Here is an 18,483-nt window from a genome sequence, read left to right on the forward strand (position 1 = left end):
CCTGGGCTGCATCGCTCCTAGGGTCGGTGGCATGACCACGAACACGACGACCACCGAGAACACCGCCGCCGAGCCCTTCGCCGCCGAGCACGCGCCCCGACTGGAGTGGGCCAAGCACGCGCCCGAGGTCTGGAAGGCGATGCTGCGCCTGGAGAAGGCCGCCGCGCAGGGCCTCGACCCGAAGGTGCGGGAGCTGGTGAAGATCCGCGCCTCGCAGCTCAACCACTGCGCCTTCTGCCTGGACATGCACACCAAGGACGCGCTCGCGGCCGGGGAGAGCGTGGAGCGGATCGTGCAGCTCGCGGCCTGGGAGGAGTCGCGGCACTTCTACACGGAGAGGGAGCTGGCGGCGATCGAGCTGACCGAGGCCGTCACCGTGCTGACCGACGGTTTCGTGCCGGACGCGGTGTACGAGAGGGCCGCCGAGTACTTCGACGAGCCCGAGCTGGCGCAGCTGATCGCCGCGATCACGGTGATCAACGCCTGGAACCGCTTCGGGGTGACCTGCCGGCTGACGCCGGGCCACTACACGCCGGGGCAGCACGCGTGACGGCACGTACGACATACCTGGACGGCGGCGTCCACTCCGCGCTGCGGGCGGTGGGCGCCGCAGCCAAGCGGGGGCTCGGCGACACGGGTCTGGCCGAGCTGGTGCAGATCCGCGCCTCGCTGCTCAACCACTGCGCCTACTGCCTGGACATGCACCTCGGCATCGCGCGCGAGCAGGGCGTGAGTGAGGCGCAGCTGGATCTGCTGGCCGCCTGGGAGGAGGCCGGTGAGGTCTTCGACGGCCGGGTGCGGGCGGCGCTGGCGCTGACCGAGGCGGTGACGGTGCTGACGGAGGGCTTCGTGCCCGACGCGGTGTGGGAGGAGGCCGCCCGGCACTTCGACGCCGACGCGCTGGCGCACCTGCTGGCGCTGATCGCGGCGATCAACAGCTGGAACCGGCTGATGGTGACCCGCCGGATTCCCGCGGGAGGCACCGCGTGGTGACCGGCGTCGAGCGGTTCCGCGCCCTGCACCACGGCCGTGCCGCGGACGATCCCCTGGTCCTGCCGGGCCCCTGGGACGCGGCGAGCGCGCGGGTGTTCGCGGAGGCGGGGTTCCCGGCGCTCGCGACACCGAGCGCCGGGGTGGCGGCCTCGCTCGGGTACGCGGACGGGTCGACCCCGGCCGACGAGATGTTCGCGGCCGTCGCGCGGATCGTGCGCGCCGTGGACGTGCCCGTGTCGGCGGACGTGGAGGACGGGTACGGGCTGGCGCCGAAGGAGCTGGTGGAACGGCTCCTCGAGGCGGGCGCCGTGGGCTGCAACCTGGAGGACTCCACCCCCGAGGGGCTCAAGGACCCGGCGGAGCACGCCGAGTGGCTGGCCGGGGTGCGGGAGGCGGCCGGCGACCGCCTGTTCCTGAACGCCCGGATCGACACGTTCGTCCGGGACGTGGAGGATCCGGGGGCGGCGGTCGAGCGGGCCGCCGCGTACGTCGCCGCGGGCGCCGACTGCGTGTATCCGATCGCCGCCCCGGCCGCCGTACTGCCGCTGCTGCGGGCCGGGATCCGGGGGCCGATGAACGTCCTCGCGCGTCCCGGGGAGGGCCCCTCGCCCGCCGTACTCGGCGGACTCGGGGCCACCCGGGTCACGTTCGGGCCGGGTCTCCAGCGGCACGCCGAACGGGCGGTGCGGGAGAACGCGGAACGGCTCGCGGCCCGGCTGCCGCGTTGAGGGTCAGGGCAGCCACTTCTTCCAGACGGACTTGTGGCTGTCCACCCACTTCTCCGCCGCCACCTGGGGCCGCATCTTCTTCTCGGCGATCATCAGGGAGACCTCGTTCTGGTCCTCGGTCGTCCACTTGAAGTTCCTCAGGAACTCGGCCGCGTCGCCGCCGTTCTTCGCGAAGTCGGCGTTGAGGTACTTCTGCAGCGGGGTGACCGGGTAGGCGCAGTCGACCTTCGCCGGGTCGGCGTCGCAGCCCTCCTCGTACGGCGGCAGCTTCACCTCGGTCATCGGCACCTTCTGCATCAGCCACTGGGGGGTGTACCAGTAGCTGAGGAAGGGCTTCTTCTCCTTGGCGAACTGCTGCATCTGGGTGATCTGGGCGGCCTCGGAGCCGGCGAAGACGACCTGGTAGTCCAGGTTCAGGTTCTTCACCAGGGCCTTGTCGTTGGTGACGTAGGACGGCGAGCCGTCCAGGAGCTGGCCCTTGCCGCCGCTCTCCGCGGTGCGCAGCAGGTCGGCGTACTTGTTGAGGTTCTTCCAGTTCGTGACGTCCGGGTGCTTCTTCGCGAAGTACGTCGGCACGAACCAGCCGATGTGCCCGGTGACGCCGAGGTCGCCGCCGGCGGCGATGGTCTTCTTGTCCTGGACGTAGCGCTGTTCCTGCTCGGGGTGGCCCCAGTCCTCCAGGATGGCGTCGACGCGGCCCTGGCTGAGCGCGTCCCAGGCGGGGACCTCGTCGACCTGGACGGTGTCGACGCGGTAGCCCAGCTCGTGCTCCAGCAGGTACTGGGCGACGGCCACGTTGGCCTGGGCGCCGACCCAGGACTGCACGGACAGGGTGACGGTCTTGGCGCCCTGGGCGTTGGCGTACGGGGACGCCTGCTTGGTCATGTCGGCGGCGCCGCAGCCGGTGAGCAGGGTCAGCGCGGCGGCCGAGGCCACGGCGGTGGTGGCGCGTACCCGCATGTCAGGCTCCCTTCTTCGTCGTACGGCGTTCGGTGGGCTGGGTGACGCGGTCGAGCATCAGGCCGAGGCAGACGATCGCGGCGCCCGCGACCAGGCCGGTCGCCAGGTCGCCCTGGGCGAGGCCGAAGACGACCTGGTAGCCGAGCGCGCCACCGCCGACCAGGCCGCCGATGATGACGACGGCGAGGACCAGGACGACGCCCTGGTTGACGGCGAGGAGCAGGGCCGGGCGGGCCAGCGGCAGCTGGACCTGGCGGAGCTGCTGGCCGCCGGTCGCGCCGAGCGAGCGGGCCGACTCCATGGCGGCGGGGTCGACCTGGCGCAGACCCTGGGCGGTGATGCGGACGACGGCCGGGAGGGCGTAGACGACGGCGGCGGCCACGGCGGGCGCGCGGCCCACGCCGAACAGGGCGACGACCGGGATCAGGTACACGAACTGCGGCATCGTCTGGAAGACGTCCAGCACGGGCCGCAGCAGGCGCTCGACGCGGTCGCTGCGGGCGGCGGCGACACCGGTGGCGAAGCCGATGACCAGGGTCACGGCGACGGCGGCGAGCACCTGGGAGAGCGTGTCGAGAGACGGCTTCCACACGCCGAGCACGCCGATCGCGGCCATCGCGAGGACGGCGGTGAGCGCGGTGCGCCAGGTGCCGATCAGCCAGGCCAGAGCGGCGACGATCAGGAGCACGGACCACCACGGCAGCCACTGGAGGCCGTCGCGGAGCGGGTTGAGCACCCAGCTGGTGAAGTGGGCGGCCCAGTCGGCGGTGCCGCCGACGACGGGGACGCCGGAGTACAGGTGGGCGGTCATCCAGTCGACGGCCCGGTTGACGGGCTCGGCGATGTTCAGCTCCCACCCGTCGGGCCAGTCGAGGAAGCCGGCCAGGCGTCCGGCGAGCGCGACGGCCGCGGCGACGACGAGGGCGTACAGCCAGGTCACCGGGGACTTCCCGGCCTCGCCGAGCCGCTCCCCCGCCGCGCCGGTGACGCGGTCCAGGACGACGGCGAGCAGCACGATCGGGATGCCGGCCGCGAGGGCCGCGCCGACGTCGACGGAGGCGAGCGCCTGGTAGACGCGGTCGCCGAGGCCACCGGCGCCGATGACGGAGGCGATGACGGCCATGGACAGCGCCATCATGATCGTCTGGTTGACGCCGAGGAGGAGTTCCTTGCGGGCCAGCGGGATGCGGGCGGTCAGCAGCCGCTGGCGGGCGGTGGTGCCGAGGGACTCGACGGCCTCCAGGACCTCCTTGTCGGCGCCGCGCAGGCCGAGCGAGGTGAGTCGGGCCATGGGCGGGGCGGCGTAGACGACGGTGGCCAGGACGGCGGCGGGGACGCCGATGCCGAAGACCAGGACGACGGGCAGGAGGTAGGCGAAGGCGGGCAGCACCTGCATGGTGTCGAGCACCGGGCGCAGGACGCGGTCCATCCGGTCGGACAGGCCGGCGGCGAGGCCCAGCAGGGCGCCGACGGCGACGGACGCGAGGACGGCCACGACCATGAGCGCGAGGGTCTGCATGGTCGGCACCCACATGCCGAGCAGGCCGCAGGCCAGGAACGCGGCCGCGGTGCCCGCCGCGAGCTTCACGCCGGCCACCCGCCAGGCGACCAGGGCGCCGATCGCGGTGACCCCGGCCCAGCCGACGGCGAGGAGGGCGAGGTACACGGCGCGTACGGCGATGACGACGACGTTGCTGACGTGGCCGAAGAAGTAGAGGAACAGGGGGTGGGTGTCGCGGTTGTCGATGATCCAGTCGTTGGCCCTGCCGAGGGGTTCGGAGACGTCGACGGTGAGCGCGCTCGGCCAGGTGGCGCCGGACCACTGCGTGGCGGCTATGGGGGCGAGGATCGCTGCCGCGAGGGCGAGGATGAGGAGCTTGCGGACGGCTCTGTGGGTGAGGATGCCCGGCGGGGCGGGCTTTCGGGGCGCCGCGGTGATGGCTGCCATCAGACCGGCTCCTCGGTGGTGGGCTCGGCGGGGGTCGTCGGCTTGCGGCGCGTGGCCGGTGCCTCCCCCACGCTCGACTCCGCTCGCGCGGGGGGACCCCCATCGCCCACCCGTGCCGCCCCAGCGGCACGACTGCCCGCAGCTGCGTCGGCTGCGGTGCCTGCTACCACCGACAGGAGGTCTGCCGCGTCGACCACGCCCAGGCAGCGGCCGTCGGACATGACGCGGGCTGCCGAGCCTGCCCTGGCCACCGCCTCGATGGCCTCCGAGACCGTGGCGTCCGGGCGGATCGCCGGGCCCGTGCCCGCCTCGTCGGCGTTCGCGGCGGGGCGCATGGCCGTGCGGACGGTGAGGACCTGCTCGCGGGGCACGTCGCGGACGAACTCGCGGACGTAGTCGTCGGCGGGTGAGCCGACGATCTCCTCCGGGGTGCCGAGCTGCACCACGCGGCCGTCGCGCATCAGGGCGATGCGGTCGCCGAGCTTGAGGGCTTCCTGGAGGTCGTGGGTGATGAAGACCATCGTGCGGCCCTCCTCGCGGTGCAGCCGGACGACCTCCTCCTGCATGTCCCGCCGGATCAGCGGGTCCAGCGCGCTGAACGGCTCGTCGAAGAGCAGCACCTCGGGATCGACGGCGAGGGCGCGGGCGAGGCCGACGCGCTGGCGCTGGCCGCCGGAGAGCTGGCCGGGGCGGCGCTGCTCCAGGCCTTCGAGGCCGACCTTGGCGACGACGGCGGCGGCCCGCTCGCGGCGCTCGGCGCGGCCCATGCCCTGGACTTCGAGGCCGTAGGCGACGTTGTCCAGGACGGTGCGGTGCGGGAGCAGGCCGAAGTGCTGGAAGACCATCGCGGCACGGTGGCGGCGCAGTGCGCGCAGCCGGGTCCGGTCCATCGCGCGGACGTCCTCGCCGTCGATGGCGATGGCGCCGGCCGTCGGCTCGATGAGGCGGGTCAGGCAGCGTACGAGGGTGGACTTGCCGGAGCCGGACAGGCCCATGACGACGAAGACCTCGCCCTTGCGCACGTCGAAGGAGACGTCCGCGACGGCGGCGGTGCAGCCGGTGCGGGAGCGCAGCTCGGCCGGGGACAGGGCGGCGAGTTCCGGGTCGGCGGGGACGCGGTCGGCCTTGGGGCCGAAGACCTTCCACAGGCCGTCGACGGAGAAGACCGGCGGACGCTCGGCCACGGTGTCGGTCGCGGCGGCGGTGGTGTCCTTGTCGGTGGTGCTCATCGGGCGTCACCGCCGATCAGCTCGACGGCGCGCTCGCCGACCATGAGGACCCCGATCATCGGGTTGACGGCGGGCATGGTCGGGAAGACGGAGGCGTCGGCGATGCGGATGCCCTGAAGGCCGCGGATGCGCAGCTCGGGGTCGACGACGGCCGTCTCGTCGGTGGCGGCGCCCATCTTGCAGGTGCCGGCCGGGTGGTAGACGGTGTGGGCGACCTTGCGGGCGTACTCGCTCAGTTCCTCGTCGCTGGTGACGTCCGGGCCGGGGCAGACCTCGCGCTTGAGCCAGCCCGCCAGCGGCTGGGTCTTGGCGACCTCGCGGGCGATGCGGATGCCGTCGACGAGGGTGCGGCCGTCGTAGTCGTCCTCGTCGGTGAAGTAGCGGAAGTCCAGGGCGGGCTTCTCGGACGGGTCGGCGCTGGTGAGGCGGAGGCGGCCGCGGGACTTCGGCTTGGGGATGTTCGGGGTCATGGAGACGCCGAACTCGGGGCGCTCGTAGCCCAGTCGCTCCGGGTTGTCCGTGAACGGGATCTGGTAGAAGTGGAACATCAGGTCGGGGCCCGCGTGTTCGGGGTCGCGGCGCACGAACAGACCGGCGTCCGAGTCCATCGCGGAGTTGTCCGGGATGGGGCCGTTGGTCTCCCACACGATCACCGACTCGGGGTGGTCGAGCAGGTTCTCGCCGACGCCGGGCAGGTCGAGCACCACGGGTATGCCGAGGGCCTCCAGCTGGTCCTTGGGGCCGATGCCGGAGTGCAGCAGCAGGCGCGGGGAGTCGACGGCGCCGGCGCTGAGGACGACCTCGCCCCGGGCCTTGACCAGGATCTCCTCGCCGTCCTTGGTGCGGACGTGGACGCCCTCGGCGCGGGTGCCGTCGAGTTCGAGCTTGTACGCCCAGGTCTCCAGCATCAGCGTGAGGTTGGCGCGCTCGTCCATCACGGGGTGCAGGTAGGCCACCGACGCCGACGAACGCTTGTTGTTCTCGGGGTGGTAGGCGAGGTCGAAGAAGCCGACGCCCTCGGTGAACGGCTTCTTGTTGAAGCCCTCGACGCGGGGGACCTCCAGCGTCTTCTGCGCGGAGTCGACGAAGTCGCGTGCGATGGCGTTCCGGTCCTTCTCGTCGACCGGGACGATGTTGTTCTTCAGGCGGGCGAAGTACGCCTCCATCTGCACCGCGCCCCAGCCCTTGGCGCCGGCGGCCTCCCACTCGTCCCAGTCGGAGGGCAGCGGCTTGAAGGCGATGAGGGTGTTGTGCGAGGAGCAGCCGCCGAGGACGCGGGCGCGGCTGTGCCGGATGTGCGAGTTCCCGCGCGGCTGCTCGGTGGTGGGGTAGTCGTAGTCCAGTTCGCCGCCGAGCAGGCCCATCCAGCGGCGCAGGGTCAGCACGTCGTCGCGGCCGACGTCGCTGGGGCCGCCCTCGATGACGGCGACGGTGACGTCCGGGTTCTCGGTGAGCCGGGAGGCGATCACCGAGCCTGCCGTGCCGCCGCCGATGACGACGTAGTCGTAGACGTGGGTGGTTTCGGGCATGGGGGTACTCCAGGGGGGCGAGCGGATGAGGACGAGGAGGAGTGCGGGGACGCGGTGGGGTCAGCCGGTGAACCAGCGGACGGGCTTGGGCGCGAGGTTCTGGTAGACGTGCTTGCTCTCGCGGTACTCGGCCAGGCCCGCGGGGCCGAGTTCGCGGCCGACGCCGCTCTTGCCGAAGCCGCCCCACTCCGCCTGCGGGAGGTAGGGGTGGAAGTCGTTGATCCACACGGTGCCGTGCCGCAGCCGGCCCGCGACCCGGCGGGCCCGTCCCGCGTCGGCGGTCCAGACGGCACCGGCCAGACCGTACTCGGTGTCGTTGGCGAGGGCTACGGCCTCGTCCTCGGTGCGGAAGGTCTCGACGGTGAGGACCGGCCCGAAGACCTCCTCCCGTACCACCCGCATCTCGCGGTGGCAGTGGTCGAGGACGGTCGGCTCGTAGAAGTAGCCGGACCCGGGCCGCTGGGGGGACGGTTCGGGGCGCTTGCCGCCGCAGCGCAGCTCGGCGCCCTCGGCGAGGGCGGAGGCGACGAAGTCCTCGGTCTTGGCACGCTGCTGCTCGGAGACGAGCGGGCCGCACTCGACGCCTTCCTCGGTGCCGCGGCCGAGGCGGATCTTCCGGGCGCGGCGAGCGAGTTCGGCGACGAAGCGTTCGCGGACCGACTCCTCGACGATGAGGCGGCCACCGGCGGAGCAGACCTGGCCGCTGTGGATGAAGGCGGCGTTGAGGGCCTGGTCGACGGCGGTGTCGAAGCCCTCCTCGGTCTCGCAGGCGTCGGCGAAGACCACGTTGGGGTTCTTGCCGCCGAGTTCGAGGGCGACCTTCTTGACGGTGACGGCTGCGGCCTGGGCGACCTTGGTGCCGCTGATCAGGCCGCCGGTGAAGGAGACCAGGTCGACGTCGGGGTGCTCGGCGAGCCGGGCACCGACGGTGTGTCCGGGCCCGGTGACGATGTTCGCGACGCCGGTGGGGAGGCCGGCCTCGACGAGCAGGTCGATCAGGGCGACGGTGGTCATCGGGGTGATCTCGCTGGGCTTGATCACGAAGGTGTTGCCCGCGGCGAGCGCCGGGGCGATCTTCCAGCTGGCCTGGAGCAGCGGGTAGTTCCAGGGCGTGATCATCGCGCAGACGCCGACCGGCTCGTGCACGACGACGCTGTGGATGTCGGGCGAGCCCGCGTCGACGACGCGGCCGGGGGCCTCGCCGGCGACGAGGTCGGCGAAGTAGCGGAAGGCGTCGGCGACGCAGTCGATGTCGACGCGCCCCTCCTCGACGGTCTTGCCCGCGTCGCGGCTCTCCAGCAGGCCGAGCGTCTCGCGGTCGCGTACGAGGAGGCCGGCGACGCGGCGCAGCAGGGCGGCGCGCTCGGCGACGGGGGTGTGCGGCCAGTCACCGGCGTCGAAGGCGCGGCGGGCGGCGGCCACCGCGAGGTCGGTGTCCTTCTCGTCGCCCTCCGCGACCACGGCGAACGGCGAGGCGTCCGCGGGGTCGAGGATCTCGCGCGTGGCGCCGGAGGACGCCGCGAGCCATTCGCCACCTGCGTGGATGGTGGCGCGTGACCGCAGTTCTCTACTGTCCGCCATGATCGTCAATGCCTTCCGTTCCCTGTCGATCTCCCGTGAGTCACGTGGGTGTCGTCCACGGGACCGGGTGCACCTGCCCTGGTGCCCCCGATGCATGCGGTTCGGGAAGCGGAAGTGTGCGGAGTCACGAAACAAAGGGACGAAAGGGCCCTATCGGACCACGCCGGGTGCGTGGGCGGTCACAGGGCGTCGGCGCCGGTCCCGCAGGTCGTGTCCGGCGGGCAGAAGTGGCCGAGGGCCGTGAGCAGCAGCTCCCGCTCGTCGTCGCGGCCGTCCGCGTCGGCCCCGTACGCGGCGATCGCGTACACCTCGCCGTCGGCGGCCACGAAGCGCTCGTCGACGACGTGCCAGGTGCCGACGTCGGGTTCGCCCTTGATGGAGTCGGCGACGTACTCCAGCCGGGAGCCGGTGAAGTCGCCGTCGTCCAGCGTCTGGAGCGAGAGCTTCCGGAAGCCTTCGGCCTTGGGCGTGTCGTCGGAGAGGAACAACTCGAAGGACGCCTCGGGCGAGGCCTCCTCCACCTGGTACACCTGAAGCCGCAGCTCACCGTCGGAACTGCGGTAGTTGACCACGTCGATGCCGTACCGGGAGGGCACGGCGTCCCGTACCCAGCCCGCGGGCCGGGCGACGGTGAAGCCCTCCGGGTCCGTGTACGGCTCGTAGCCCCCGGGCAGCGCGGTGGCCGTGCCGGACGGTGATCCGGACGCGTCGGTGGGTGCCCCCGGCTCCCCGGTCCGCAGCGTCGAGGTGCCGGAGGCGGAGGGCGGAGAAGTGGGGTCGGCGGTGGGGGCGGAGGCCGTGGGGGACGGGCCCGCCGGGGCGCCGCGGTCGTCCGTGCCGTCGTCGCCCGGGAACACCAGCGTCAGTACGAGGGCGACCGCGGCCCCGGCCGCGGCGGCACCGCCCAGCACGGACCACACCAGCCGGCGGCTGGGCCCGTGGGGGGCCTGCGGCGGCACCAGCGGCGGCGGCCAGGAACCGGTGTGCGGCTCCTCGGGCACGGACCAGCCGTCGTGCGGGGGCGGCGGGACCGGCGCCGGAATGCCCTCCGGACGGCCGGAATCGACGCCCGGCGCGGGCTCCTCGTACACGGACCAGCCGCCGTGCGGGGGCGGCGGCACCGGCACCGGGACGTCCTCGGGACGGCCGGGGTCCGCGCCCGGCGCGGGCTCCTCGGGCACGGACCAGCCGTCGTGCGGGGGCGGTGGGACCGGGGCCGAAACGTCCTCGGGACGGCCGGGGTCCGCGCCCGGCGGTGTCTCGGGCGCGGACCCCGGCCGGGGCGGTGGCGGCGGGGTGGCCGCGGCGGTGCCGGCCGCGGTGTCCTCCCAGCGCTGGGTCGCCTCGTTCCAGTACCGCTGCTGTCCCCCGCTCATCGGTTCAGAGCCCCAGCAGCCCGGCCACCGTCCCGAAGGACGCGAACAGCGACAGGACGGACTGCGAGTCCTCGACCAGGGTCCGCAGCCGCTGGAGGCGCCCCTCGGGGGCCGTTCCGGTGCGGGTGATCTCCTCCTCGGTGTCCGCGAGCGCCGTGTCCAGCTCGTCGGTCCGCTCGGTGCGCTGGACGCGTGCCAGGTCGGCCCGCAGCTCGCGCACGGCCTTCAGCAGTTCCTCGGCGGCCTGGTCGCGCGGGGCCGCGGTGCCGTAGTGGCTCGTGACGTTCGCGCTGTCGCCCACGGCGAAGGTCGCCCCCTGGGCGTTGCCGATATGAACGGTCGGCTCATTCTGCGCCATTGCTTCCGGATCCCTTCTGCGGCGCGGGGCCGCCGGTCGTGGACGAGACGTTCGACTTGTCGCCGACGGCGAAGGTCGCCCCTTCGGCGTTGCCGATGTAGGTGCTGCCGTTGCTGAGGTTGACGATCTTCTGCACGAACTCGCCGGTCTCGAACCCGGCGTCGCCCAGGGCCAGCCGCACCCCGTGGCTCACGCGGTCCTGGATGCTCCTGAGATAGCGGCTCACGTCCATCTCCTGGAAGGTGGACCCGGCGGGCGTGGCGGCCAGCTCCCGCACGGAGACGGCGGGGCCCTCGGGGAGCGCGCCGGCGTGTCCGCCGGTCAGCAGCCGCCAGCAGTACACCAGGCCCCGGCCGAGCGTGACCAGGGAGCGGCCCACGGAGCCGGGGACCAGAACGGCGGCGCCGGCCGCCTTGCCCAGCACGTTGTTGTTGCGGAACCGGTGGGAGACGCGGTCGGCGTCCTTGAAGTCCGGGCGCACCGGGGTCAGCACATGGGGCGCGATCTCCAGCATGAGCATGCGGCCCTGGGTGTGCAGGCGCACGAAGACCGTGACGACCAGCTCCTCCTCCCAGCCGCCGACCCTGATCCGCAGGAAGTGCCGCCGCTTCTCGGCCCCCTCCTCCACGGCACTCGCACGGTGCCGCTCGAACGACTCCGGGCCGTACGGCGCCTGGTCCCGGTCGAGCAGCCCTTCCACCGGGAGGAACACGCACTCGTCGAGCTCCAGCCGGCGCAGCCGGTCGCGCACCCCGGCGCCCGCGTACTCGGAGGGCAGACGCAGCTGTTCGATCAGGGGCCGGACGCGGTCCAGGATGGCGCGGTTGCTGAGGGGCTGCTGCTTCTTCTCGTCGTCGGGCCGCAGCTCCACGGCCAGCACCCAGGTGTCGTACGCCGCGCCCGCTCCGCAGAACGGGTGCTTCTCGTCGTACATGATCAGCGGCGCGTGCTGCTCCAGCCGGATGCGTCCCATCAGCCGCTGGAACCGCGTGCCGTCGCCCTTCTCCGCCGGGTCCGAGGAGGCGTCCGGGAAGCGCTGCGGGGAGAGCTCGGAGGCGAGCGCGCGGGCGAACTGGCCGCGCTGCCCGGCCACGCACAGCCCGATGAGGACGAGGACGGCGATCCCGAACCAGGCCTGCCACACCTCGATCAGACCGCTGCCCCCGGACGGGACCAGCACGTCGGTGACGTCCGGCAGATCGGATCCGTCGGAGCCGTAGTCGCCGTAGTAGCGGTCCGACGAACCGGACGAGAAGTCGTCGTCCGAGCCGTCGCCGAACGCGTAGGCGATCAGGTAGAACGTGAAGAGGGCGAACTGGGCGCGTCCCCACCAGCGGGCCAGGAAGGCCGCGAGGCGCCGGTAGAGGGGCGGCCGCTCGGCGCGGCCCTTGATCCAGGGGGCCAGGGCGAGCAGCAGGCTGGGCCAGAAGAGGAAGGCGAGCAGCCCGCCGCTGAGCGGGATCCCCACCACCCACAGGCCGGTGACGGCCGCGGCCCACAGCAGCTCCTGCCGGCGGGCCCGCAGGGCGTGCGCGAGGACCCGGGCCGCGTCGAAGCCGAGCGACGGCGCGACGATCCGCTGCTCGTCGAGGTACAGCTCGTCGATGACGCGGTCCCGGTAGCCGGGGTCGAGGTAGGCACCCGCGCACAGCAGGCGGGTCGCCTCACTGGCGTACGGCGGGACCGGCGGGGGTTCCTGCGGTGGGCCCCCGTGGGGCTGCTGCTGCGGTTGCTGCGGCACGTAGGCGGTGCTCACGCCGATCCCCCGATGCGCGTGTAAGCCGTCGCCGGTGGCGGACGACGTGACGGGGCATCAGCATAGGGGAGGCGCGGGGCCGACGGGTCCGGAACGTCAACAGCGGGCCCGGGGAACGCACCGGCCCCCGGGCCGCCGTGGCGGGCCCGGGGACCGGTGCTGCGCGTGGGTGCGCAGGGTGTACGCGGGGGCGCGTGGTGCGCGTGGTGCGCCGCGCCGAGTGTCAGAGGAGGCCGAGACCGCGGACCGCCTCGCGCTCCTCCGACAGCTCCTTGACGGAGGCGTCGATGCGGGCGCGGGAGAACTCGTTGATGTCCAGGCCCTGGACGATCTCGTACGTGCCGTTCTTCGTGGTGACCGGGAAGGACGAGATGATGCCCTCGGGGACGCCGTAGGAGCCGTCCGACGGGATGCCCATGGAGGTCCAGTCGCCCTCGGCGGTGCCGTTGACCCAGGTGTGCACGTGGTCGATGGCGGCGTTGGCGGCGGAGGCGGCCGACGAGGCGCCGCGGGCCTCGATGATGGCCGCGCCGCGCTTGGCGACGGTCGGGATGAAGTCCTCGGCCAGCCACTTCTCGTCGTTCACGGCCTCGGCGGCGTTCTTGCCGGCGACGGTGGCGTGGAAGATGTCCGGGTACTGGGTGGCGGAGTGGTTGCCCCAGATGGTCAGGCGCTTGATGTCGGCGACCGTCGAGCCCGTCTTCTTCGCGAGCTGGGTCAGCGCGCGGTTGTGGTCCAGGCGGGTCATCGCGGTGAAGCGCTCGGCCGGTACGTCCGGGGCGGCGGCCTGCGCGATCAGGGCGTTGGTGTTGGCCGGGTTGCCGACGACGAGGACCTTGATGTCGTCCGCGGCGTGGTCGTTGATGGCCTTGCCCTGCGGCTTGAAGATGCCGCCGTTGGCCTCGAGGAGGTCACCGCGCTCCATGCCCTTGGTGCGGGGGCGGGCGCCGACGAGGAGGGCGACGTTGGAGCCGTCGAAGGCCACGTTCGGGTCGTCGGTGATCTCGATGCCCTGGAGGAGCGGGAACGCGCAGTCGTCCAGTTCCATCGCGGTGCCCTCGGCGGCCTTGAGCGCCGGAGTGATCTCCAGGAGGCGCAGCTTGACCGGCACGTCCGCGCCGAGCAGCTGGCCGGAGGCGATGCGGAAGAGCAGGGCGTAACCGATCTGGCCGGCCGCGCCGGTGACGGTGACGTTCACGGGAGTGCGAGTCATGGCGTTCTCCGTATGACAGCTGGCGGTGGGGCGTCCCGGCCCCGGGCGTTTGATCGATCTCTTGGTATCAAGAGATCCATCCAGCCGTCAGGCTATCGCGCCCGTGGTGTCCGGCACGTCCGGGTCGGTGTGGCCCGGCCCACAGGACGGCGGTGTCAGCACGGGGAACGCATACGAAAAAGAGGCGGCCGCCCGTCCGGGAGAGGGGGGACGAAGGCGACCGCCGCTCGGGGATACCGTTGCCGGACTCCCGTGGGGGTACTTCTCGCGTGCCCGTGACGCCGCGGGGCATGCCTGTCGCGGGCGAACTTTCTCGGTCCGCCGGCTCGCGCCCCCCTCCGCGCCCCCTCGTGCCGCTACTTCGTGCAGCCCTGCGTGCCGGATGCCAGCGTCGCGCACGCGGTGGCGTCGGCCGCGGAGTCCACGGCGACCATCGCGGTGTACGCGGCGGTGGCTCCGGGGGTGCCGAGTGTCGCCCGCTGCTCGTTCGCACCGCCGGCGTTCACCTGGACCTCGTCGCCCTGTGCGGCCTGGGTGACGCGGGCCCACGCGGCGCCGCAGACCTTGCTGTACCGGACCTCCACGGAGGCCGTGCCGACGACGGCGGTCGCACCGGTCGTCACCAGGTCGCCGCCGCAGCCCATGACCTCCGGGTCCTTGCCGGTGCAGGCGTCGCCGCTGCACTTCACGCCCGGCGGCAGCTTCGGTTCGCTGCTCACGGTCGGCGACGGGGAGGGTTTGGTGCCCTCGTCCTTCTTGCCGCCGCCGTCGTTCAGGAGGAAGAAGGCGCCCGCGATCACGACGAGTACGCCGACGACGCCCGCGACGAGCGTGGTCGTCCGCTTGTTGCCGCCGCCCCGGTTGCTGCCGCCGCCCCGGGGCCGGCCGGACGAAGGGGGCGTGCCGGGCGAAGCGGCGACGTGGCCGGACGAAGAGGCGTGGCCGGACGAAGGGGGTCGGCCGCCGTGCGGAGGTTCGCCGTAGCTGCCGGCGGGGCCGGTGGCCGGGCCGAGCACGCTCGTCTCGTCGAGCCCGGGCGGGCTGGCCGCCTCCCCGGTGCCGGTCCGGGGCCGGGCACGGGACGCGCGGTCACCGGTCGGCGCGGGCCCCCGGTACCCGGCGAGCCCCCACGAGTTGCCGTCGGTCGCTCCGCCGGGGGACGGGATGGACGAGGTACCGGGGCCTGCGCCGCCCCGGACCGCGCCGAGGACGGAGTCGGGGCTGTCGGCGGCGGTGGGCTGAGCCGGGACCGTCGGGGGCAGCGTGGGCGACACACCGGCCGGCCCGGCGACTCCCGGTGCCGCCGAGCCGCCGCCGTGGCGGCCGCCGCTCCGGCTCCCCCTGCCGTTCCCGCCGCCGCTCCCCTCGCCGTTGCCCGACCGGGTTCTGGAGGTGCCCGACTTGGCGGCGGGCGTGCCCGGTTCGCCGAGCGCGGCGCGCGCCTGGGAGATCCGGATGGCCTCCATGGTCATGTCGTGGCGCATCTCCGAGCGGCTCCAGGCGCGCTCGGCCAGCTCCCACATGGTGGTGAGGTGCATCGGGTTGGTGCGCGTCACCTCGGCCAGGGCCACGATGGCCCCCTTGGGCGCCAGCAGGCGGCCGTTCAGATAGCGCTCCCAGGACGTCTTGCTGTAGCCCGTGGCGTCGGCCACCGACGCGACGCTCAACTCGCTGCGGTCCACGAGCCTTCGCAGCTGGCTGGTGAACTCCCTGATCTGCGGATCGAGTTCATCCGGCAAGGCCTTCCAACGAGGCACTGCTTCCCCCTCTTCCCCCGGTGACGTGCTGGTCGTTCCCCCGCTGGTCCCCGCGCGCGACGTCCTGCGCGCGGTACCCGGTTCTGGCTACCCACAGGGATGCGCCCGCTCAGGATCTCAGTTCCCGGGGTGGGGGCGCACAGGAGCACAGAGGCCGCGAGCGTGCACCGTCGCACGCCCACCGACCCGTGGTCCAGTGTCCCACCGGTGCCGCACCGTCCTGCACGGAACCCCCGAGAACGCGTCGGCGTAGCGGAGTAGCGGAACGGTCACTTCCGTGCCACAGCGCCCTGACAGGCGTTGAACAGGGCGTTCTCCGTGCAGGAGGGTTGGTCGCGGCGACGGCCCGTCCTTCCACGGGGGTGAGGACGGGCCGTCGTGTCGGGAAGCCGCGGTTGCCGGGCGTGCGAGCTGCCTAGCTGACGGTGAAGTGCAGGGTGTCCTTGAGGAACGGGATCTCCAGCACCGGCTCCGGCTGGGCCATCAGCGACAGCAGGACGATGGAGAGCCCGAGGACGCCGTAGGTCGTGATGTCCGTGAAGCGCGAGCGCACGGCGAGCATGCCGACGTCGGGCACCACCCAGCGCAGCGCGGCGCCCGCGAGCAGCGCGGCGCCGATCAGCAGCGTCCCCCAGCGGAACACGTCCAGTGCGGTCAGCAGCAGACCGAGTCCGACCAGCAGCACCACCGCGAGCACCGGCCACTGCCGGGCGGGCGCCGGGGCGTCGCCGGCCGCGGCCCGGCCGCCGCCCTCGGGGCGGGCGGTGTCCCGGGTGAAGAGCGGGAACCGGCGCGTGACACGGCGGGGCCGCCCCTTGGCGTCGGGCGCGCTGACGGGGTCGCGGACGGTGATGTCGTCCGGGTGCCCGGCGGTCGCCGAGTGACCGGCGTCCGCGGAGGCCTTCGGGGCGGCAGAGGTCTCCGGGGCGTCGGCTGTCTCCGGGGCGTCGGCGGTTTTCGTGGCGTCGGCGGTTTTCGTGGCCGACGAGGCCGACGAGGCCGACGATTCGCCCGTGTTCTCCGCGGCCTGCGAGGTCTTCGGGGCGTCGGCGTGCTTCGCGTCTGCCGAGCGGGCCGCGGCTCCGGCGTTCCGCTCGGTCTTCGAGCGGGCCGGGGCATCGGCGCTCTCTGCGGCCTTGCCGGAGCCGGCCCGGGTGCCCGAGGCGGCCCGCCCGCCCGGGGTCCGTGCGGGCTCCGCTTCCCTCGCGCCCCCCGTGTCGCCCGGCCGCTCGGGGGAGTTCGTGTCCTCAGCCGGCACTGCGCTCCGCCGCCTCCACCACGTTGACGAGCAGCTGGGCCCGCGTCATGGGGCCGACGCCGCCCGGGTTCGGGGAGATCCAGGCGGCCACCTCGGCCACGCCGGGGTGGACGTCGCCCATGATCTTGCCCTCGGCGTTGCGCGAGACGCCGACGTCGAGGACGGCCGCGCCCGGCTTGACGTCCTCGGGGCGGACGAGGTGCGGGGAGCCGGCCGCGGCGATGACGATGTCCGCGCGCTTGAGGTGCGCGGCCAGGTCCCGGGTGCCGGTGTGGCACTGGGTCACGGTCGCGTTCTCGCTGCGCCGGGTGAGCAGCAGCGGCATCGGGCGGCCGATGGTGACACCGCGGCCGACGACCACGACCTCGGCGCCCTTGATCTCGACGCCGTAGCGGCGCAGGAGGGTGAGGATGCCGTTGGGGGTGCAGGGCAGCGGCGCCGGCTCGTTCAGGACGAGGCGGCCCAGGTTCATCGGGTGCAGGCCGTCCGCGTCCTTGTCCGGGTCCATCAGTTCCAGGATGCCGTTCTCGTCGATGCCGCGGGGCAGCGGCAGCTGGACGATGTAGCCGGTGCAGGCCGGGTCCTCGTTCAGCTCGCGGACGACCGCCTCGATCTCCTCCTGCGTCGCCGTGGCCGGCAGTTCGCGCTGGATGGAGGCGATGCCGACCTGGGCGCAGTCGCGGTGCTTGCCGGCGACGTACTTCTGGCTGCCCGGGTCGTCGCCGACCAGGACGGTGCCGAGACCCGGTGTGACACCCCTCTCCTTCAGCGCCGCCACGCGGGCGGTCAGTTCGGACTTGATCGCGGCTGCGGTGGCCTTGCCATCGAGAATCTGGGCGGTCATGCCCCCATCCTCGCGGATGACCGGCCCCCGGTTCCAATCAGGTCGGCATGCGGGCACCGCGTGGGGACCTTCGGGACGCCGCCGGACACTTCCGGCCGTGTCCGCTCATGATCGACGGTGTTGCACTTGCACAACACCTTGCGGGCGGGCTGGACAAGTAAGAGTTCGGTCAAGAACGATTGGACGGCACAGTGCCGCGGGGCCGTACCGGGGGGACGAACCGCTTACGAAGAATCTCCTCCGAGTCGCGCCACGCGTCGTCCCCGCACTTGACAGCTACGGAGGAAGACCCGCCATGAGTTTCGGCGATCCGAACAACCCCTACGGCCCGCCGCAGGGCGGCCAGCAGCCGAACTACGGCTACCCCCAGCAGCCGCAGCAGGGCCAGCCCGGCTACGGATACCCGCAGGCCCCGCCGGTGCAGCAGCCGTACGGTGCCGCTCCCACGACCATGCCCGGTACGGTCAACACCGCCCGGGTGCTGCTGTGGATCATGGTGGGCTTCCAGGTCATCGGCACGGCGCTGTTCGGCATCTCGGCCGCCACCATCGACAAGGCCAAGGACGACCCCGCGTTCGAGGGGCTCGCCGACTACCCGACCGGTGTCCTGTGGGGCTTCATGGTGCTGGCGCTGGTCTGGGGCGTCTGGGCGGCGTTCCTGGCCGCAAAGTTCAACTCGGGCGGCAACGGCCTGCGCGTGACCGCCCTGGTCTTCGGCATCCTCACCGCGATCCTGGCCCTCTACCCCTTCACCATCGCGGGCATCGTCCACCTGGTGTTCGGCATCCTGATAGCCGTGTTCGTCGGCAACTCGAAGGGCGCGGCCTGGTTCAAGCGACCCCGCTACTGAGGGGCGCGGAGCGCTTTCTCGCCAATCATGCATCCGGGCCGTGTCTCACCCGTACGAGGGGGGCACGGCCCTGGTGCGTCGCCCTAGTCTGGCGTGGGTAGCC

The 18,483-nt window shown here is 72.9% G+C and carries 16 protein-coding genes; 4 read left to right on the top strand and 12 right to left on the bottom strand.

The features are described from left to right. Window positions 1–31 precede the first annotated feature (31 nt). The 3 genes from OHA99_RS14075 to OHA99_RS14085 are packed head-to-tail and all read left to right on the top strand — an operon-like array spanning window position 32 to window position 1,721. The gene (locus OHA99_RS14075) at window positions 32–550 is read left to right on the top strand and encodes a carboxymuconolactone decarboxylase family protein (protein WP_405695992.1); all 519 of its coding nucleotides are present in this window, start codon (window positions 32–34) and stop codon (window positions 548–550) included. After that, a complete protein-coding gene (locus tag OHA99_RS14080) occupies window positions 547–993 on the top strand; it encodes a carboxymuconolactone decarboxylase family protein (protein ID WP_405695994.1) in 447 nt (148 codons plus the stop codon). Before OHA99_RS14075 ends, OHA99_RS14080 begins: the two co-directional genes overlap by 4 nt. Beyond that, complete coding sequence (locus OHA99_RS14085; protein ID WP_381506788.1) at window positions 987–1,721, top strand: isocitrate lyase/phosphoenolpyruvate mutase family protein; 735 nt, start codon at window positions 987–989, stop codon at window positions 1,719–1,721. Before OHA99_RS14080 ends, OHA99_RS14085 begins: the two co-directional genes overlap by 7 nt. Window positions 1,722–1,724: 3 nt before the next feature. Here the strand turns inward: OHA99_RS14085 and OHA99_RS14090 are convergent, their stop codons facing one another. The 12 genes from OHA99_RS14090 to OHA99_RS14145 all read right to left on the bottom strand — a co-directional run bounded on the left by OHA99_RS14090 (window position 1,725) and on the right by OHA99_RS14145 (window position 17,530). Beyond that, window positions 1,725–2,681: an ABC transporter substrate-binding protein gene (locus OHA99_RS14090; protein ID WP_366472646.1), complete on the bottom strand. Its 957-nt coding sequence runs from the start codon at window positions 2,679–2,681 to the stop codon at window positions 1,725–1,727. Window position 2,682: 1 nt separating this feature from the next. Continuing rightward, the gene (locus OHA99_RS14095; RefSeq protein WP_405695997.1) at window positions 2,683–4,629 is read right to left on the bottom strand and encodes an ABC transporter permease; all 1,947 of its coding nucleotides are present in this window, start codon (window positions 4,627–4,629) and stop codon (window positions 2,683–2,685) included. Then, window positions 4,629–5,858 carry a glycine betaine/L-proline ABC transporter ATP-binding protein gene (locus OHA99_RS14100; RefSeq protein WP_405696000.1) on the bottom strand — a complete coding sequence of 410 codons (1,230 nt, stop codon included), beginning with the start codon at window positions 5,856–5,858 and terminating at the stop codon, window positions 4,629–4,631. The genes OHA99_RS14095 and OHA99_RS14100 overlap by 1 nt, the downstream gene beginning before the upstream one ends. Then, complete coding sequence (locus tag OHA99_RS14105) at window positions 5,855–7,387, bottom strand: GMC family oxidoreductase (protein ID WP_405696003.1); 1,533 nt, start codon at window positions 7,385–7,387, stop codon at window positions 5,855–5,857. Before OHA99_RS14105 ends, OHA99_RS14100 begins: the two co-directional genes overlap by 4 nt. Window positions 7,388–7,447: 60 nt before the next feature. Beyond that, on the bottom strand, window positions 7,448–8,968 hold the full coding sequence (locus OHA99_RS14110; RefSeq protein ID WP_381501193.1) for an aldehyde dehydrogenase family protein: 1,521 nt from the start codon (window positions 8,966–8,968) through the stop codon (window positions 7,448–7,450). A 179-nt stretch (window positions 8,969–9,147) separates the two neighbouring features. Further along, window positions 9,148–10,344 (bottom strand): hypothetical protein, encoded by a 1,197-nt coding sequence (locus OHA99_RS14115; RefSeq protein WP_405696005.1) that lies wholly within the window; start codon window positions 10,342–10,344, stop codon window positions 9,148–9,150. Between the two features lie 4 nt (window positions 10,345–10,348). Beyond that, window positions 10,349–10,702 (bottom strand): hypothetical protein, encoded by a 354-nt coding sequence (locus OHA99_RS14120; RefSeq protein ID WP_153178306.1) that lies wholly within the window; start codon window positions 10,700–10,702, stop codon window positions 10,349–10,351. Next, window positions 10,689–12,458, bottom strand: a complete 1,770-nt coding sequence (locus OHA99_RS14125) for a hypothetical protein (RefSeq protein WP_405696007.1) — start codon at window positions 12,456–12,458, stop codon at window positions 10,689–10,691. Before OHA99_RS14125 ends, OHA99_RS14120 begins: the two co-directional genes overlap by 14 nt. A gap of 223 nt (window positions 12,459–12,681) precedes the next feature. Then, a complete protein-coding gene (locus OHA99_RS14130) occupies window positions 12,682–13,671 on the bottom strand; it encodes a malate dehydrogenase (RefSeq protein ID WP_007444106.1) in 990 nt (329 codons plus the stop codon). 356 nt (window positions 13,672–14,027) lie between these two features. After that, a complete protein-coding gene (locus OHA99_RS14135) occupies window positions 14,028–15,410 on the bottom strand; it encodes a DUF2690 domain-containing protein (protein WP_405696010.1) in 1,383 nt (460 codons plus the stop codon). 433 nt (window positions 15,411–15,843) lie between these two features. Next, window positions 15,844–16,281: a DUF3017 domain-containing protein gene (locus OHA99_RS14140; protein ID WP_153181791.1), complete on the bottom strand. Its 438-nt coding sequence runs from the start codon at window positions 16,279–16,281 to the stop codon at window positions 15,844–15,846. A gap of 394 nt (window positions 16,282–16,675) precedes the next feature. Beyond that, entirely contained in the window at window positions 16,676–17,530 is an 855-nt protein-coding gene (locus tag OHA99_RS14145; protein WP_405696012.1) for a bifunctional methylenetetrahydrofolate dehydrogenase/methenyltetrahydrofolate cyclohydrolase, read from the bottom strand. A 295-nt stretch (window positions 17,531–17,825) separates the two neighbouring features. Here OHA99_RS14145 and OHA99_RS14150 point away from each other — a divergent pair, with 295 nt between their 5' ends. Further along, the gene (locus OHA99_RS14150) at window positions 17,826–18,380 is read left to right on the top strand and encodes a hypothetical protein (RefSeq protein WP_153178310.1); all 555 of its coding nucleotides are present in this window, start codon (window positions 17,826–17,828) and stop codon (window positions 18,378–18,380) included. Window positions 18,381–18,483: the final 103 nt, after the last annotated feature.

The organism is Streptomyces coelicoflavus (assembly GCF_045041415.1).
In the GTDB taxonomy this organism is placed as follows: domain Bacteria; phylum Actinomycetota; class Actinomycetes; order Streptomycetales; family Streptomycetaceae; genus Streptomyces; species Streptomyces coelicoflavus.

Coding starts and splice junctions, on each gene's coding strand:
- OHA99_RS14075 (WP_405695992.1), top strand. CDS start 32: ATGACCACGAACACGACGACCACCGAGAACACCGCCGCCGAGCCCTTC.
- OHA99_RS14090 (WP_366472646.1), bottom strand. CDS start 2,681: ATGCGGGTACGCGCCACCACCGCCGTGGCCTCGGCCGCCGCGCTGACC.
- OHA99_RS14095 (WP_405695997.1), bottom strand. CDS start 4,629: ATGGCAGCCATCACCGCGGCGCCCCGAAAGCCCGCCCCGCCGGGCATC.
- OHA99_RS14100 (WP_405696000.1), bottom strand. CDS start 5,858: ATGAGCACCACCGACAAGGACACCACCGCCGCCGCGACCGACACCGTG.
- OHA99_RS14105 (WP_405696003.1), bottom strand. CDS start 7,387: ATGCCCGAAACCACCCACGTCTACGACTACGTCGTCATCGGCGGCGGC.
- OHA99_RS14110 (WP_381501193.1), bottom strand. CDS start 8,968: ATGGCGGACAGTAGAGAACTGCGGTCACGCGCCACCATCCACGCAGGT.
- OHA99_RS14115 (WP_405696005.1), bottom strand. CDS start 10,344: ATGAGCGGGGGACAGCAGCGGTACTGGAACGAGGCGACCCAGCGCTGG.
- OHA99_RS14120 (WP_153178306.1), bottom strand. CDS start 10,702: ATGGCGCAGAATGAGCCGACCGTTCATATCGGCAACGCCCAGGGGGCG.
- OHA99_RS14130 (WP_007444106.1), bottom strand. CDS start 13,671: ATGACTCGCACTCCCGTGAACGTCACCGTCACCGGCGCGGCCGGCCAG.
- OHA99_RS14145 (WP_405696012.1), bottom strand. CDS start 17,530: ATGACCGCCCAGATTCTCGATGGCAAGGCCACCGCAGCCGCGATCAAG.
- OHA99_RS14150 (WP_153178310.1), top strand. CDS start 17,826: ATGAGTTTCGGCGATCCGAACAACCCCTACGGCCCGCCGCAGGGCGGC.